Source organism: Bradyrhizobium sp. AC87j1, assembly GCF_002936975.1.
GTDB lineage: Bacteria > Pseudomonadota > Alphaproteobacteria > Rhizobiales > Xanthobacteraceae > Bradyrhizobium > Bradyrhizobium shewense.
The window spans coordinates 1-17,195 of the sequence record NZ_PTFE01000053.1 but is presented as its reverse complement, the minus strand read 5'-3'; the positions used below and the strand labels follow the sequence as shown (position 1 = coordinate 17,195).

The window sequence follows — 17,195 nt, the reverse complement described above, 5'->3', positions numbered from 1 at the left end:
CAATGCAATACAGCTCCGAGCTCGTTCACACGATGCGTCAAGCGCTGGAGACCGTGATGGCGAGCGTGCCGGCCCATCAATCGGTGTTCGGCCTGAAAGCGGCCGTGGCCGAATGCATCCTGAACGCCGCCGCACACGGCCAGACGTCATATGACGGATTGGTCTCGTCCGCCTCCGACCAGCTCCAGGCGATTGTCGCGATGCTGACGTGAGCGTCGGCCTGAAACGGCCGTAGGACTGGCGCGCCACGGCCGATGAAGATGGGCACTATTGCTTCGCCGTAGCGCTATGACGCGGCGGCCGGCGACGCGATCACGCCCGATAACCAGCGACGGACTGCGATCTTGCGCTACGCCTCATAGGCTGTTGTCCTCCCGATTTCGCGGTTGCGGCCATTTCGATCAATCTCGGGAACAGCGCGGTGGGCCAAGAAGAGGCATCGCTATCTTCCCGCTCGTCAAGAATGTTTAAAGCAAGGACCTGTTTCCGAGTTACGGTCGCTTAGTTTGAAAAGCCGCACGGCACAGTCCGTTAACTCGGCACGATTTTCGCCAAGCCTTTAGAGACCGTTAAGAAGACATTCTCCTAAAAGTTGCAAGACGCCCAAACAGGCAACCAGATGTTAGGAAACGTTGTCCAGTGTTGGCCAGAACGGATCTAATTTTTCGCCGATGACCAACTAAGGGTGAATGCGGTGCCGGCAAGTCTCAGGATTCCAGGCCGCTACTATTTTGCAATCTTTGTCTTGGCCTGCGCTACTCTCTCTTTCCAGATCCTGATCACGCGCTTTTTTAGCGTGATGCTATACTACCACTTCGCGTTCGCGGCCATTTCGCTTGCGATGCTCGGACTGACGCGCGGCGCGATGGAGGTCTACAACAACGCCGAGCGTTACGGGCCCGAGGCAGTGGGCCCCGAGTTCGCACGCCACGCCTCGTGGTTCGCAGTCTCGGGTGTTGGCGCGATGGTCGCCTTCCTCTGCGTGCCTCTCGTGATTCCTGCAGTCCTCGCGCAGGGCGCTCTCGCGCTTGCGGCCCTGGCATTCGTGATCCCCTTCAGCGAAAGCGGCATCTGCATCACGCTGCTGCTCACGCGTCTTCCGTATGCCGGTGGCTGGCTCTATGCCGCGGATCTGACCGGGGCCGCGTTCGGATGCCTCGGCATCATCTTCGCTTTGCTCGTCGTCGATCCCGTCAGCGCCACGTTGTGGCTCGGTGCCTTTGCCGCAGGTGCGGGCTGGATGGTGGTCCGCAGCGGCGGCGATGTCGGCAGCCGGCGACTGAGCGGTGTGGTCGCGCTGACGCTGGCGACTACGGCCGCCCTGCACACTGGTCTTGATGTTGCTGGCAAAAGTCACCTTGGAGTGTTCTGGGCCAAGGGGCGGGAGGAGACCGGGACACTGTTCGAGCGCTGGAACACATATTCCCGTGTACGAGTTAGGCCGCTCGGAGAGACAGCTCCGTTCGGCTGGGGCTTTGCCCGCGATCCCAAGGTAAAGATCGACCAGAACTATCTGGATATCGACTCCGACGCGGCTACCGTCATCACCCGGCACGACGGCGATCTCGACAAGCTGTCCTATCTGAAAGACGACGTTATCAATGCGGCCTACCTAGTTCAGCCGCCAACAGACGTGGCTGTCATCGGCGTCGGCGGCGGGCGCGACATCCTTTCTGCACTTTTGTTTGGCGCGAAGCGCATCCGCGGAATCGAGATCAACCCCGCCATTTTCGAGGTCCTGACCGACAAATTCGCCGAATTCTCCGGCCATCTTGATCGTCAGCCGGGTGTGAAGCTGGTGAACGCCGAAGCACGCAGCTACATCAATCATTCTTCCGATCGGTATGATCTCGTCCAGATTTCGCTGATCGACACCTGGGCCGCCACGGCCGCCGGCGGGCTGACGCTGACGGAAAATCGCCTCTATACCGTGGAGGCCTGGGGCGACTTCTACCGTGCCTTGAAGCCCGGCGGGCTGCTGTCGATCTCGCGTTGGTACGATCCCACGGATCATAGCGGAGAGTTTTACCGGCTTGTGGCGATCGCCGCCAACGCACTACAGCGGCACGGTGTACCCGTGGGCGAACTCGCGCGGCATGTGATCGCCGTCAACGCTGGTCCTATCGTGACCGTCATCACCCGCCCCGACGCCCTCACGGACGCCGAATGGCAAAGCGCGCGGGTAAGACTTGCTGCACAGGGCTTCAAGATTATCCTGGCACCCGACGTCGCTTTCGACGCCATCACTTCTAAATTGCTCTCCGGCAACGCAGGCCCTGCTTTCTTGGCGTCATTGCCGGAGAATATCACCGCTTCGACCGACGATAGTCCGTTCTTCTTCTTCACGCAGCGCTTTACGAATTTCATCACCAAACCGTCGTCCACCGTCACGAACAACAATGTGGCCACCAGCATGATCTTGCTGGTGCTCGGTGTCGCGCTCGGCGCTTGCGCATATTACATCGTCGTTCCGTTTGTGCGTCTGGCACGACAGATGCCGCTATCGAGACTGACGCCGCCGGTGGTCTATTTCAGCGCGATCGGCCTCGGATTTATGCTGATCGAAGTGTCGCAGATGCAGCGGTTGATGGTCTTTCTCGGACATCCCGTTTACGGATTGAGCGTCGTTCTCTTCACCATTCTCATCTTCAGTGGTATCGGCAGTGCGACGGTTGGTGCGCTAACCCCTCATCGCGGCGTAGTGCTCGGCCGGGTGGCTGCTCTTCTCGTCACGCTCACCGTGGCGGGCTTCCTTACACCGCTGGTGAGCACCTGGGCGCGGTCGGAAGCGACCGACATCCGGATACTGATCTCCGTCTCCTTGTTAGCGCCGCCGGCGTTCTGCATGGGCATGATGTTCCCGCTCGGCTTAAGCATCTGGCGCCGCCACTCGGAAATACTTCCGTTCCTTTGGAGCGCCAACGGCATTACCTCGATGCTAGCCTCGGTGCTGGGCGTGACCCTTTCCATCCTGTTCGGCATCGCCTCGACATATGCGTTGGGCGTCGCCCTCTACGTTGTCTCTGCCGTCCTGCTCGCCCTCAGGCGTAAGGAAAGTCATCCCGTTCTGCCTGTGGTCGAGCTGATCCAGGGACCAGGACTGGTACCGGACGACGTTGCCTCTCCGATCGGTTCGCCCATTCCGTCGCCGCAGGCCGCCGCGAGGACGTGAAGGAGCTGATCGCACTCGCGAAGGCGAAGGCCGGCGCGATCAATGTCGGGGCGTCGGGGAACGGTACGACCAATCATCTCGCCGGCGAGGGCGCCCGCGAAAACGCCCGCGCGCGTCCTTGACATCACCAGTTTTGTACCGACGTGGCGCGCCATTCAGAATAAAATCACGAACTCATACACGATTGAAATTCCTCGTCATTTTGCAGGGCACCCAACGGCGCGATGGTCGTCGGCACCGATTTTCCGCCCCCCAAAGCGCGCCTCACAACTCCGCGCGCCATGACGGCTGCGGAATGCTAATATCGTCGAAGCCGCAAGACCGTAGATTCCGCCGAGGCGATTGAAACGCGGTCAAGAAGATGCGCTCGAAGAGGCGCACTCCAAGAACAATGCCCGACCGTAATTGCGGCTCGTCGGCCGGGAGATGGAGGACGCTATGGCATGGCGTGACGACAAGGCCCGGGCAACTCTGATCCACGAGGCAGCAGGAAGCGTGCAACCGGGCAAGGCCCCCCGAAGCTTTGCCGAGCTTCTGTTCGCCTTCACCAATGTCGAGGATCTCGCCAGTCACGATGCCTCCTCGCTTGCCTTCCTGGCGGAGCAAGCCTGGGAGCATGTGCAGCGGCGCACGGCGGGGCGTGCCGATATCCGCGTCGTCAATCCGATGATGCCGGACGGGCGCGAGATCTCCGTGCTCGAAATCCTCAACGACAACATGCCCTTCCTGTTCGATTCCACCATGGCGGAGCTCACCGAGCAGGGCATCGAAGTCGCCCTCGTCGCTCACCCCATCGTCGCGGTGGAGCGCGATGACCAGGGCAAGCTCTTGCGATTCTATGGCGAGGCACTGCCGGAAGGGGCAAAGGGCGCGCGAGAGAGTCTGATTCACCTCCACATCACCCGCCTGGACGCCGACGCGGACCGCGAGAGGCTGATTGACGGCCTCGCCAGGACGTTGAGCGACGTGCGCGCCTGCGTCGCGGACTGGCGCGCCATGCGCGACCGCGTCGAGGACGCGGTCAAGACGTTCGCGTCCAATCCGCCGCCGCTTCCGATCGACGAGGTCGCCGAGGCCAACCAGTTCCTGCAATGGCTGTGCGCGGACAATTTCACATTTCTCGGCGTGCGCGAATATCGCTTCTCGCCCGGCCGCGATGCGTCGGACGACATCACGACCACCGAGGGCCTCGGTATCCTCCGCGATCCCGATGTGAAGGTCCTGCGCCGCGGCAGCGAAATGGTGGTGATGACGCCGGAGATTCGTGAGTTCATGTACGAGCCGACCCTGCTCATCGTCATCAAGGCCAATGTGAGCAGCCGCGTTCATCGCCGCATCCGGATGGATTATGTCGGCATCAAACTCTATACGCCCGACGGCCGGCTCGAGGGTGAATTGCGAGTCGTCGGCCTGTTCACCTCGGGTGCCTATACGCGCTCGGCACGACAGATCCCCTATGTTCGCCACAAGGTATCGCGGGTGCTCCAGCGCGCCGGCTTCGACCCGAACAGCCATTCCGGCAAGGCTCTCCAGCATATTCTCGAGGAATATCCGCGCGACGAGCTTTTCCAGATCGACGTCGATATCCTCTTCGATTTCGTCATGGAGGTCCTGATCCTCTATGAGCGCCCCCGCGTCCGGGCGCTGGCGCGGGTCGACAAGTTCGATCGCTTCGTTTCCATCCTCGTTTTCATTCCGCGCGACAAATACGACACCGACGTGCGCATGCGCGTCGGCGCCTTCCTCTCGCAGAGCTACAAGGGGGCACTGTCGGCCTCCTACGTGTCCTTCCCCGAAGGAGCATTGGCGCGCGTCCACTACATCGTCGGACGCTATGAAGGTAAGACCCCCGCCGTCGAGCGCGCCACGCTGGAAGCCGGGATCAGCGCCATTGCCGCGACCTGGGCCGACAAGCTGAAGGCGGCGCTGGCTGCGTCGACCGACGGCATGCGGGCGCGCATGCTCGCAAATCGCTATGCCCAGGCCTTCAGCGGCGGCTATACCGAGGCTTCCACGGCGGAACAGGCGATCGCCGATATCGCCACCATCGAGAAGCTCACACCGGCCCGCCCGGTGACGATTTCGGTTCATCGCTTCGAGGAGGATGATCCCAGGCGCTTCGGCCTCAGGGTGTTTTCGGATGCCGCGCCGCTGTCGCTGTCCTACCGCGTGCCGGTGATCGAAAATCACGGCCTGCGCGTGGTCAACGAACGCACCTATCAGATCGTGCCCGGCAACAGGCCCGAGCCGGTCTGGCTGCACGACATGACGATCGAGACCAGCGACTGCCAGCCGATCGAGATCAGCCCGGACTTCAGCCATCGCCTGGAGGCCTCGATCATGGCGGTGGTCACCGATCGCGCCGAATCCGACGGGTACAATGCCTTGATCCTGCGCACGGCCCTGGGCTGGCGGGAAATCTCGACCATCCGGGCGCTGTCGCGCTATTTGCACCAGATCCGCGCACCGTTCACCCAGGACTATATGTGGGAGACCTTGCGCAAGAACGCCGCGATCACGGCAAACCTCGTCGCGCTGTTCCAGGCCCGCCGCGATCCGCGCCTCGTCCTGACCGATCGCGAGCGTTCGGCGCGCGAGATAACTCTCCTTGCCGAGATCGAGGAGCAGCTCAAATCCGTCGCCTCGCTCGATGAAGACCGCATCCTGCGCCGTTTCACCAATCTGGTGCAGTCGACCATCCGCACCAATTTGTGGCAGCTCGGCCCGGACGGACATCCGCGCCCGGTGATCTCCTTCAAGTTCGACGCGCGCAAGATCGAGGATCTGCCCCCTCCCCGACCGCTCTACGAGATTTTCGTCTATTCACCGCGTGTCGAAGGCATTCACCTGCGCTTCGGCAAGGTTGCGCGCGGTGGCTTGCGCTGGTCCGATCGGCCGCAGGATTTCCGCACCGAGATCCTCGGCCTCGTGAAAGCGCAGCAAGTCAAGAACGCCGTGATCGTGCCGGTCGGCGCCAAGGGCGGCTTCGTGCCCAAGCGCCTGCCGCCGCCCTCCGACCGCGAGGCGTGGCTCGCGGAAGGCACCGAAGCCTATCGCATCTTCGTGCGCTCGCTGCTCGAACTCACCGACAATCTCGACGGCGACATCGTGGTGCCGCCCGACTTGACCGTGCGGCATGACGGCGACGATCCCTATCTGGTCGTCGCCGCCGACAAGGGCACCGCCACCTTCTCCGACATCGCCAACGCGATCTCGGCCGAGAAGAACCATTGGCTCGGCGATGCCTTCGCCTCCGGCGGCAGCCAGGGCTACGACCACAAGAAGATGGGGATCACGGCGCGCGGCGCCTGGGAGGCGGTCAAGCGCCACTTCCGCGAGCTCGGCACCGACATTCAGGCCATGCCTTTCACCGTGGTCGGCGTCGGCGACATGTCCGGCGACGTCTTCGGCAACGGCATGCTGCTCTCGCCGGCGACGAAGCTCGTTGCGGCGTTCGATCACCGCGACATCTTCATCGATCCCTCCCCTGACCCGGCGACCAGCTTCACTGAGCGCAAGCGCCTGTTCGACCTGCCGCGATCGAGCTGGCAGGACTACAACAAATCGCTGATCTCGCAGGGCGGCGGCGTGTTCTCGCGCTCGCTCAAGGCGATCCCGCTCGCGCCGGAAATGCGCACCCTGCTCGATCTCGACAAGCCGCAGGCAACGCCCTTCGAGGTGATGACGGCGATCCTGAAGGCGCGCGCGGACCTGTTGTGGTTCGGCGGCATCGGCACCTATGTCCGGTCGTCGGCGGAGAGCGACGATCAGGCCGGCGACCGCGCCAACGATCCGATCCGCATCAGCGGGACCGACGTTCGCGCCAGGGTGATCGGCGAAGGCGCCAATCTCGGCGTAACCCAGCGCGGGCGCATCGAAGCGGCGCAGAAGGGCGTCAAGCTCAACACCGACGCGATCGACAATTCGGCCGGCGTGAATACGTCCGACGTCGAGGTCAACATCAAGATCGCATTGGCGCGCCCCGAGCGCGAGGGACGCCTCAGCCCGGCTGACCGCAACACCCTGCTTGCCGCGATGACCGGCGAAGTCGGTGCGCTGGTCCTGCGCAACAACTATCTGCAGACGCTGGCGCTCTCGCTCGCCGAACGCAAGGGCATGGCCGAGACCGGCTTCCTCACGCGCCTGATGCAGTCGCTCGAGCAACGCAGCCTGCTCAGCCGCGCCGTCGAATTCCTGCCTGACGACGCCGCGATCGCCGAACGGACCAGGCGCGGGCAGTCCCTGACACGGCCCGAGCTTGCCGTGCTGCTCGCCTACGCCAAGCTGACGCTCTACAGTGACCTGCTCGAAACCGGCGTGCCTGATGATCCTTATCTTGCCCGCAGACTGTCCCTGTATTTTCCGCGCGAGGTTCTCGACAAATTCCCGGCCGCGGTCGAGCTCCATCGACTCCGACGCGAGATCATCGCGACCAGTCTCGTCAATGCCGTGATCAACCGCGGGGGCCCGGCCTGCATCGTACGCCTGACCGACGAGACCGAGGCCGATATCTCGACCATCGTCATGGCCCAGGTGGCGGTGGACTCGATCTACGAGCTCAGGCGGCTCAATGACGCGATCGACGCGCTCGACACCGGCATCGACGGACAGTTGCAGCTCAGCCTCTACGCGGCGATCCAGGATCTCCTGCTCTCCCGCATGGTCTGGTATGTGCGCAATGTCGACTTCAGGGATGGTCTCAGCGCAGTGATCGCCCGGTTTGGCCCTGCCGTCCGCGAGGTCGCAGCCTCGCTCGACGACGCCCTGCCACCGGACTTGCAGGCCGCACGCAGCAAGCGCCGGCAGGACCTGACCGGTGCCGGCGTGCCGACCGGACTCGCCGGCGAGCTGGCCGACCTCGACGCCCTGGTCTCGGCGCCTGATATCGTGACCGTCGCCGAGCGCACCAGCCGCAGCATCGGCGATGCCACCGCGACATTCTTTGCCGCCGAGGCCAGTTTCCGTCTCGACCGCATCACCGCCGCCGCGCGCAGCGTGCCGGCCAGCGATCATTTCGAGCGCCTGGCCATCGACCGCGCCGTCGAGCTGATCGCGGCAGCCGAAAAACGCCTGGCTGCAGACATGCTGACCATCGGCCAATCCGGTCAGCAGGCGGCGGAGACCTGGCTTGCAGCTCATCCCGAGGCGACGCGCATCCGCCGTGCGGTCGAAGAGATTGCTGCTGGCGGCCTGACGCTCGCCAAGCTGATGGTGGCGGCGAATCTGCTGGGGGACCTGGTCAAAGCCTGAGGGCGTGCGAGGCAGCGACGCGAGACGTGCAATGCTAGCGCAGAACGGAGGAAGCCAATGATCCACGCCACTTGCCATACCGCCGACAATGTCCGCTGCATCGAGTTCGATGCCACACCGTGGTTCAGCGAGGCTGACGCTCCGAGCATTATCGATTTGGCCCGACGCGGATGGACCAGCTTGGCGATCGCAGAATCCCTCGAGCACCGACGAGGCTACGAAGGCTTGCACGATCTCGTTGAATACGCTGTGAAGCGACTGCAGTTGGAATCGCTGGAGGATCCGACCTGGGAAACCTTCGAATGTGTCGTCGATGGACCCGAGGCCGTCGCCTGGCTCGAGAAAAACCGGCCCAACGTTGTGGCAAGGATCCCGTAAGCCACGGCGAGCGCAGCAAGGGCCACAATTGATTGGCGGCATACGAAGCCGAAATGGCACGCCACGGCCGATGGAAGATGGGCACTATTGCTTCGCCGTGGCACTATGATGCCGCACCGGCCATGCGCCAAGATCTGCGAGTCCGCGACGCCCTGCGATTTTCCGCTATACATCATGGCGCATGCGGTCTGACCGGATCAGTGCATGGGAGCGATGCCTTTGATGGAAAACATCCTGCGGACAGGCGAGGGTCGATTCCCGACAGGGACGAGGGGCCGGGTGCCCGGAGGGCAGTTATGAATGTTGTCGAATGCGACGGGCCCCGCCACGGCGTATTGGGCAACGACTTGATCGAACGTGCTGATTTTCGTGACGCTTACCGCGTACCGCTGAGCCGCTCGGACCTTAGTGTCGTTGAAATCTTTTTCGCAATTTTCGCGGAGCGGCCCGGCTGGATGAATCTGATGCTGATTGCGCGCAACAGGGCCGCAGCTTTGGCCGGTCTGGAGGTGCCGACCACGTCGGAGATCATGAAGGTGGAAAGGAGAGCCCACTACTCTGTCGGCGAAAAGATCGGACCATGGCCCATCTTTTTTCTGGGCCCGGACGAGCTCGTTGCCGGCCGGGACAACAAGCATATGGATTTCAGGCTCTCGGTCATGAAGGTACACGACGGCACCAGGCCAAGCGCCGTGGTGTCTACTCTTTGCATGGCTCACAACAAGTTCGGGCAATGCTACTTGTCCTGCATTACTCCTTTTCACAGATTTGGCTTGCAGAAGCTGCTCGCCAACGCGCTTGCCGCGCAGCGTCTATGAGGCGCGGTTTGCCCCTCAATGGGCTCCGCGCTATTGTGGCTTGGTTGCTTAAAGCAACCTGCTGCAACAGCGATTTCAGGTTGTTGCCCTTCATCCGGAGGCGGTCATAGAGCATGCCGAAGTTCGATCAGGGCGGCTCCTGCGATAGCAGGCCGACGCGCGCTGACGCGGGTGCGCGATGTGATGATGGCGACGGTCGGCGTCAAATCGTCTCGCGCGGTCGGTGCTGCCGCGGCGGCGCGGGGGCCGGTGATCGGCTTCTTTCCGCTGCTGTCGCAGAGTGCGGGCGAGTTGGTGGTCGGCGAGGACGACCGGCATCTCGACTTCCGAGTCGCGATCCTGCTGCGCACGGGCGCGGCGGGCGGCCGGGATCTCGTCGTGGTGACGGTCGTGCATTGCCATAACCGGCTTGGGCGGACGTACCTGGCGGCGATCGCGCCGTTCCACCGCGTGATCGCGCGGGCGAGTTTGGAACAGGCGGCAAGGGCGGTGGAGGGTTAGATCGACGCGCACGCCGGCCACCGCTGAAAGCGCAAGTACCGCAGGTTTTGGGGTGCCCAGTTTTGTAACGAAATGGCGCACCCGACACGATTCGAACGTGTGACCTTTGCCTTCGGAGGGCAACGCTCTATCCAGCTGAGCTACGGGTGCTAGTCGACGCTCATTTAGCCGATTGGCGCGGGGCGGGCAACCGGTTCTCGCCACATTGCGCTTTAAGCGGTTTTGCGCTGGAAAGGGCCCGGAACCGCTGCGGCCTCCCTACCGAGGCTTGCGAATTCGGCGAGCACCCTTTCGGCGCAAATGACGCGGTTGCGGCCGAGGCGTTTGGCCACATAGAGCGCCTCGTCGGCCGCGCCCAGCAGCCGGTCGGGCCCGCCATCGGCGCCGCCGGGAACGTGGCTGGCGACCCCGACGCTGAGGGTGACGTGGTCGCCGGCGCCGATGGCGCCGTGGGCGATCCGCAAGGCGATGACGGCGCACCGGATCTCGTCGGCGATGACGCAGGCGGTATCGCAATCCATGTCCGGCAGGATCAGCGCGAACTCCTCGCCGCCATAGCGGCTGGCGAGATCGAGCGGGCGCACGGCATACCGGCTGACCACCGAAGCGACCGCACGCAGGCATTCGTCGCCGATCTGGTGGCCGTGGTGGTCGTTGAACAGCTTGAAATGATCGACGTCGACGAACAGCAGCGCCAGCGGCTTCTGCGTGCGGTGGGCGCGGGCCCATTCGGTCATCAGCATCTGGTCGAACGAGCGGCGGTTCGATAGGCCGGTCAACCCGTCCTTGGTGGCGAGCTCCTTCAGCGCCATCTCGGCGCGCTTCTGGTCGGTGAGGTCGCGCAGCGTCTCCACCACGGCGATCAGATGGCCGGCCTCGTCGTGGATCGGACCGGCGTCGATGGCGAGATAGAGCTGGCTGCCGAGCTTCGGCATCGTGCACCAGTTCTCCGCGGAAAAGCCGAGCCCGTTATGGCCGCGCGCGGCATACTCCGAATAGAACTCCGGAAGCCGCTCGGGCCGGTCGAGTGCGACGAGATCTGCAAGGCAGGGGCGCCTCGTCTCGTAGAACGCCTGCCAGTGCTTGTTGGTGCCGATCACCTCAGATGCGGCGAGGCCGGTCAACCGCTCGCAGGCCCTGTTCCAGATCACGACGCGGCGCTTGGGGTCGATCACGAAGGTCGGCACCACCAGATGCTGCATCAGCCGCACGGCATAGGAATCCGCGACGTCGACGGTTTTTGCCGACGTCTTGTTCGAGACCTTTCCTGACGACTTCCCTGGCTTCGCCATCAGGCCACCGCCGCCACCGGCAACGCTCCGGGCAGGCCATCGCCCGAGCCGAACAGTTTCCGCACCTCGCTGGCCGGCTTCGGCGGGCTGAACAGGTAGCCCTGCATCTGCGTGCAGCCGAGCGCGCGCAGCAGCTCGCGCTGCGCCTCGGTCTCGACCCCTTCGGCGACCGTGGTCATGCTGCTGGCGGCCGCGATGTTCACCACCGCCTGCACGATCACGGGTGCGCCGCTCGTCTCCGCGATGTCGGCGACGAAGCAGCGGTCGATCTTGATCTTGTCGAACGGGAAGCGCTTGAGATAGCTGAGCGAGGAGTAGCCGGTGCCGAAATCGTCGAGCGCGATGCGCACGCCGATCGAGCGGAGCTGGTGCAGGATCGAAAGCGCAGCTTCGTCGTCGCGGATCAGCACGGCCTCGGTGATCTCGAGCTCGAGCCGGCGCGGGTCCAGCCCGGAGGCGGCGAGAGCGCCCGCGATCCGCAGCGCCAGCGTGTCGCATTTGAGCTGCACCGGCGACACGTTGACCGCGACGCGCACATGCGACGGCCAAGTCGCGGCCTCGTTGCAGGCCATGCGCAGCACCCAGTCGCCGAGCTCGTTGATCAGGCCGGTGTCCTCGGCGACGGGAATGAACTCCGCCGGCGACACCATGCCGCGTTCGGGATGGCGCCAGCGCAGCAGCGCCTCGCAGCCCGCCACGTCGTTGGTGCGCAGGTCGACCAGCGGCTGATAGTGAATCTCGAAGCCGCCGTTCACCAGGGCCTGCCGCAGATCCTGCTCCATGCTCAAGCGCGCCTTGGCGCAGGCATCCATCTCCGGCTCGAAGAAACGGTGGGTGCGACGTCCCTCGGCCTTGGCGCCGTACATCGCGAGATCGGCGTTCTTGATGAGCTGGTCGAGATCGGTGCCGTCCTGCGGCGCCAGCGCGATTCCGATGCTCGCGTCGGTAGAGAGCTGATGGCCGAGACAATGATAGGGCTGCCGGATCGCCTCGTAGATCCGCGTCACGAAGGACACCACGTCGGCCGAGGACTGGATCCCGGTCTGGATGACGGCAAACTCGTCGCCGCCGAGTCGCGCGATGAGATCGCCGTGCTTGAGACAGCCACGGAGGCGGCCCGCGATCGCCTTCAACAGCTCGTCGCCGACGTGGTGGCCGAGCGAATCGTTGATGCCCTTGAATTCGTCGACGTCGATGTAGAGCAGCGCGAACTGTCCGCCATCGGCGACCCTCGCCAGCTCGCGTTCGATCTGCTCGCGGAACAGCGTGCGGTTCGGCAGGTCGGTCAGCGCATCGTAATGCGCCATATGCGCGATCTTCTCGTGGGCGCGCCGCCGCTCGGTGACGTCCTCGACGACATTGATGATGTAGCGCGGCTCGCCGGACTTGTCGCGGATGCCGATCCGGGTCGAGGTGATATAGCGCCGTCCGGTGGCCGGGGTATTCCAGATGTGCTCATCCAGGAACAGGCCGTTCGGCGATTGCAGCAGCTTGTCGTCGTCCCGGGTGATGATCTCGGCGTCTTCCGTCGGGTAAAGGTCGAACGCGCTCTTGCCGACGATCGTGTCAGGGGTTTCGCCGAGCTGTTGCTCGGCCACCTGGTTGGCCAGGAGGTAGCGCCGCGTTCGGGCATCCTTCACGGTGATCCGCGAGGGAATATGGTCGATGATCTCGCGCAGGAAGGTGTGGTTGCGATCGCGCTCCTGTTCCAGGTGGCGGCGATCGGTGATGTCTTCGATCGTGGCGACCCAGCCGCCCTGGGCGAGCGGGGTGTTGATGACCTGGAAGGCGCGGCCATTGGCCAGTTGATGAATTCGCGTGGAGACCGTGCCTTCGGCGACGACCCTCATCACGTCCGCACAAAATTCCTCGACGTCGCCGTCAAACGCGCCGCGCTCCTGGCGATGATACATCGCCTCGCGGATGTGACAGCCGGGTTTGATGACGTCGTGGGAGAGGCCGAACATGTCGGCGTAGCGTCGGTTGCAGGTGACGATGGTGCCGCTCGCGTCGTAGAGGATCAGCCCCTGCGTCATGTTGTTCAGGGCGGTGTCGAGCCGCAGCCGCTCCGCTTCCAGCCGTTCCTGCGCTTCGCGGTTCTGCCGGTTGATCAGGCGGATGATCAGATAGAGGATCAGTGCGATCACGGCAGCCGAAAGGGCGGCGGTCGTGACCATGAAGCCGGTCTGCTGCCGCCAGTCCGCCAGAGCCGCGATTGTCGTGTTGGTGGCGACGATGACCAGCGGAAAATGCGTCAGCGACGCCGCTGAGCCGAGCCGCTCCTCGCCGTCGAGCGGGCTCCTGACGCGAAGCGTCTGCTGACCGCCCTTGGTCAGCACCTTCCGCATCAGCGGTGCATCCTTGAAGCTCCGTCCGATCAGCTCCTCATGATGCGGATAACGCGCCAGCATCTTGCCTTCGCGATCGAACAGCGAGATGGCCGTGCCCTCGGCAAGCGCGACCGATGCGAAATAATGCTGGTAGCTGTCCGGATCGATCCGGCGGACCATCGCGCCGAGGAAGGTGCCGTCCGCGCCGTTCAAGCGGCGCGCTACGATCGTGGTCCATTTGTTGATGATGAAGCTGCGGACTGATTCCAGCAGCACCGGTTCGGACTGCGGATTGGTCTTGAATGTCTGAAAGTAGGCCCGCGACGAAACGTTGATCTTGGGCAGGGGCTGGGCCCGCGACCAGTTGATCAGCTCGCCGTCGGCATCGTAGATCGCGATATCGCCGAGGTAAGACACGGAGCTGATCTTGCTGCGCAGCATCTGGTTCGCCGCAGCTCCGGACATGCGCTCGCGGAACATCGTCGGCGAGGTGATCTCCGTCAGGCTCATCTGACCGATCAGATCGGCGGCGACGACGTCGGAGTCCTCGAATTGCTGATCAAAATGCCGGGCGATCAGCTGGACCGTGTTTTCCAGCTCGCGCTCGCGGTTGGCCAGGGTGCGCTCGCGAAATTCACCGACGGCCACGGCCGTGACACCGAAGATGCCCGCGACCAGCAACACGCCGCACAGGGTCAGCCACAGGACAGGACCACGTCGCGCCAAAGCCTCCCAGCCGTTCCTTGCGGCTCGAGACATTCCGGCTGCCACCGTGGAAAAAACCTCGCGCATTCCCCCTCCCTGGAGGAACACGAATACACCGCACAAATGGCCTAAACCTTAGGAAAGCCAGTTACCTAAGCATTAATCCAGTTGCGCAATCGCGTCCGTGTGCAGCGGAGCGGGAATCGCGCCTTGGTTGTGTGGCCGGCGCAGCAATCGCCGCACCGCATCATTAATCGCGCCTTAATGCGAGCTGCCGGCGCTCTTGTCGCCAGCGGGATTGCGCAGCCGTCCGACCACGCCGGTCGGGAAGAAATAGACGCTGGCGATGAACAGCAGGCCGAGCCACAGCAGCCAACGGTCGGGATGCAGCAGCCCCGGCAGCAGCGGCAGGCCGGCCTCCGACGCCGCCGTGGAGGCGACCCCCATCAGCGACTGCAAATAGTTCTGGGCGAGGATGAAAATGGTGGCGCCGATGATCGCGCCATAGATCGTGCCCATGCCGCCGATCACGACCATCAGCAGGATGTCCAGCATGATCGAGAAGCTGAGCGAGGTATCGGGACCGGCATAGCGCAGCCACAGCGCATTCAGGATGCCGGCGCTGGCAGCGACCAGCGCGGCGATGCAGTTGGCATAGGTCAGGTGGAACACCGTGCGGAAACCGAGCGCCTCGGCGCGAAAGCGGTTCTCGCGGATCGCCTGCAGCACGCGCCCGAACGGCGAGTTCACGACGCGGAGCAAAGCGAGGATCATCAGGGCTGAGACGGCGAACACCAGATAGAAGGTCAGGATGCGGCCGTTGACCTCGAAGCCGAACAGGTTTTTCGAGATCAGCACCGTGCCGGGCCGCAGCAGCTCCGGCAGCTGGAAGCTGCGTCCGTCCTCGCCTCCGGTCAGCCAGGACAGCTGCGAAGCCAGCACCTGGAAGGCGGAGGCGACCGCCAGCGTGATCATGGCGAAGAAGATCGCGGCGACGCGCAGCGAAAACAGCCCGATGGCGAGCGCGAGCAGGGCTGCGAGCGGCAGGCCGACGACGATGCCGGTGGCGACCGCGGCCCAATTCGGGCCCATCCCGTACAGCGCGATGGCGATGGCGTAGCTGCCGATGCCGTAGAACATGGTGTGGGCGAACGACACCGAGCCGGTATAGCCAAGCAGGAGGTCGTAGGAGGCGACCAGCGCGGCGAACACGCAGATCTTGGCTGCGACGTTCAGTGCCTTGGCACCCGGAAACAGGAACGGCGTCGCCGCCAGCGCCAGGATGATGACGACGAGAACGAGCGTGAGGATCCGGCTACGCGGCGGATCGCCTGACAGGATCATCATCGGCTGGTCACCGCATAGAGGCCGCGCGGCCGCCACATCAGAATGGCGACCATCAGCAGGATGTTGGAGACGAGGGCGAGCTTCGGCACCAGGAAGCCGCCGTAATTGGCAACCATGGCCACGAGGATCGCACCGATGAAGCAGCCGCCGATCGAGCCGAGGCCGCCGATGATGACCACGATGAAAATCAAGACGGTGAGATCGTCGCTCATGGAGGCATGAACTTGCTCGCGATAGAGCGCCCACATCACGCCGCCGAGGCCGGCCAGCGCCGATCCCGTCATGAACACGCCGAGGAATAGCCGGCGGATGCGATAGCCGAGCGCTTCCACCATCTCGCGATTCTCCACGCCGGCACGGATCAGGAGTCCGAGCTTGGTGCGGTTGAGCACGAGCTGGATCGCGATGAAGACGGCAAGGCCGATCAGCATCGCCAGCACGCGGTATTTGGCGATCGCGACGTCGCCGAGGATGAAGGAGCCGCGCAGCGACGCCGGCAGCGGCATCGGGATGATCTGGGGTCCCCACAGCGCATAGAGCGTCTGCTCGGCGACGATCAGGCCGCCGGTCGTCATCAGGATCTGCTTCAGGTGCTGGCCGTAGACCGGCAGGATCAGCACGCGCTCGACGACGAGGCCAAGGGCGCCCGACACCGCCATCGAGAGCAGAGCGGCCGGCGCCAGCACCGCCAGGTTCATCCAGAGCGAATCCGCCTGCATGGACGCTGCGAACGGCGCCAGCACCAGGGTCGCGACATAGGCGCCGACGGCGATGAAGGCGCCGTGGCCGAAATTGAGCACGTCCATCAGGCCGAACACCAGCGTCAGGCCCGAGGCCATGATGAAGATCATCATGCCCATGGCGAGGCTCGCCGCGGTCAGCGTCAGCCAGGTGCTGGGCGAGCCGATCAGGGGGATGGTCACGAGGGCGAGCGCGACCGGCAGCAGGATCGGCGCGATATCGCGCTTCGGCTTCGGCAGCGGATCGGTTGCGGCAAGGTCAGTCACTGATGCGTCTCCAGGCTCAGGCCGAGCAGCCGCTCCTGCAGCGGCACGTCGGCGGCGAGCGCCGCCATCTCGCCGCGATGAACGATGGTGCCGTTGTCCATCACGAGCACGTTGTCGCCGAGCTCGCGGGCGGCAAAGAAATTCTGCTCGACCAGGAGGATGGTCGCGCCCTTGCGCTTGATCTCCTTCAGGCACTCGATCAGCGCCATCACGATCGCCGGTGCGAGCCCCTTGGTCGGCTCGTCGATCAGCAAGAGCTTGCGCGGCTCGATGATGGCGCGCGCGATCGAGAGCATCTGTTTCTGCCCACCCGAGAGGCTTCCCGCCCGCGACAGCCAGAACCGGCGCAGCGCCGGGAAGAAGCCGAAGATCCAGTCGAGCTGGGTGTCGTCGAG

12 protein-coding genes and 1 tRNA gene are annotated in these 17,195 nt (G+C 63.9%); 7 read left to right on the top strand and 6 right to left on the bottom strand.

Going from position 1 to position 17,195, the window contains the following annotated elements:
• Positions 1-2: 2 nt before the first annotated feature.
• From CV770_RS24650 to CV770_RS24625, 7 genes are all read left to right on the top strand, one after another.
• Positions 3-212 carry a hypothetical protein gene (locus CV770_RS24650; protein WP_091962029.1) on the top strand — a complete coding sequence of 70 codons (210 nt, stop codon included), beginning with the start codon at positions 3-5 and terminating at the stop codon, positions 210-212.
• Between the two features lie 482 nt (positions 213-694).
• Positions 695-3,172 (top strand): polyamine aminopropyltransferase, encoded by a 2,478-nt coding sequence (locus CV770_RS24645; protein ID WP_245453855.1) that lies wholly within the window; start codon positions 695-697, stop codon positions 3,170-3,172.
• The gene (locus CV770_RS43820) at positions 3,169-3,294 is read left to right on the top strand and encodes a tripartite tricarboxylate transporter substrate-binding protein (RefSeq protein ID WP_146101343.1); all 126 of its coding nucleotides are present in this window, start codon (positions 3,169-3,171) and stop codon (positions 3,292-3,294) included. The genes CV770_RS24645 and CV770_RS43820 overlap by 4 nt, the downstream gene beginning before the upstream one ends.
• A 304-nt stretch (positions 3,295-3,598) precedes the next feature.
• Entirely contained in the window at positions 3,599-8,422 is a 4,824-nt protein-coding gene (locus CV770_RS24640) for an NAD-glutamate dehydrogenase (protein WP_104464204.1), read from the top strand.
• A 57-nt stretch (positions 8,423-8,479) separates the two neighbouring features.
• On the top strand, positions 8,480-8,800 hold the full coding sequence (locus CV770_RS24635) for a hypothetical protein (RefSeq protein WP_091962022.1): 321 nt from the start codon (positions 8,480-8,482) through the stop codon (positions 8,798-8,800).
• Positions 8,801-9,096: 296 nt separating this feature from the next.
• Positions 9,097-9,618, top strand: coding sequence for a DUF2867 domain-containing protein (locus CV770_RS24630; protein WP_161500025.1), 522 nt, complete (start codon positions 9,097-9,099; stop codon positions 9,616-9,618).
• A gap of 18 nt (positions 9,619-9,636) precedes the next feature.
• Positions 9,637-10,119, top strand: a complete 483-nt coding sequence (locus CV770_RS24625) for a DUF2867 domain-containing protein (protein WP_091962016.1) — start codon at positions 9,637-9,639, stop codon at positions 10,117-10,119.
• A gap of 73 nt (positions 10,120-10,192) precedes the next feature.
• Here the strand turns inward: CV770_RS24625 and CV770_RS24620 are convergent.
• From CV770_RS24620 to CV770_RS24595, 6 genes are all read right to left on the bottom strand, one after another.
• Positions 10,193-10,269: transfer RNA gene (locus CV770_RS24620), tRNA-Arg, on the bottom strand.
• Positions 10,270-10,331: 62 nt separating this feature from the next.
• Positions 10,332-11,411, bottom strand: a complete 1,080-nt coding sequence (locus CV770_RS24615) for a sensor domain-containing diguanylate cyclase (protein ID WP_104464202.1) — start codon at positions 11,409-11,411, stop codon at positions 10,332-10,334.
• Positions 11,411-14,533 carry a bifunctional diguanylate cyclase/phosphodiesterase gene (locus CV770_RS24610; RefSeq protein ID WP_201760020.1) on the bottom strand — a complete coding sequence of 1,041 codons (3,123 nt, stop codon included), beginning with the start codon at positions 14,531-14,533 and terminating at the stop codon, positions 11,411-11,413. Before CV770_RS24610 ends, CV770_RS24615 begins: the two co-directional genes overlap by 1 nt.
• A 174-nt stretch (positions 14,534-14,707) precedes the next feature.
• The gene (locus CV770_RS24605; RefSeq protein WP_201760019.1) at positions 14,708-15,793 is read right to left on the bottom strand and encodes a branched-chain amino acid ABC transporter permease; all 1,086 of its coding nucleotides are present in this window, start codon (positions 15,791-15,793) and stop codon (positions 14,708-14,710) included.
• On the bottom strand, positions 15,790-16,800 hold the full coding sequence (locus tag CV770_RS24600; protein ID WP_091961973.1) for a branched-chain amino acid ABC transporter permease: 1,011 nt from the start codon (positions 16,798-16,800) through the stop codon (positions 15,790-15,792). Before CV770_RS24600 ends, CV770_RS24605 begins: the two co-directional genes overlap by 4 nt.
• Positions 16,797-17,195, bottom strand: a 399-nt coding sequence (locus CV770_RS24595; RefSeq protein ID WP_146101342.1) for an ATP-binding cassette domain-containing protein, incomplete at its 5' end; no start/stop codon positions are given. The genes CV770_RS24595 and CV770_RS24600, both read right to left, overlap by 4 nt.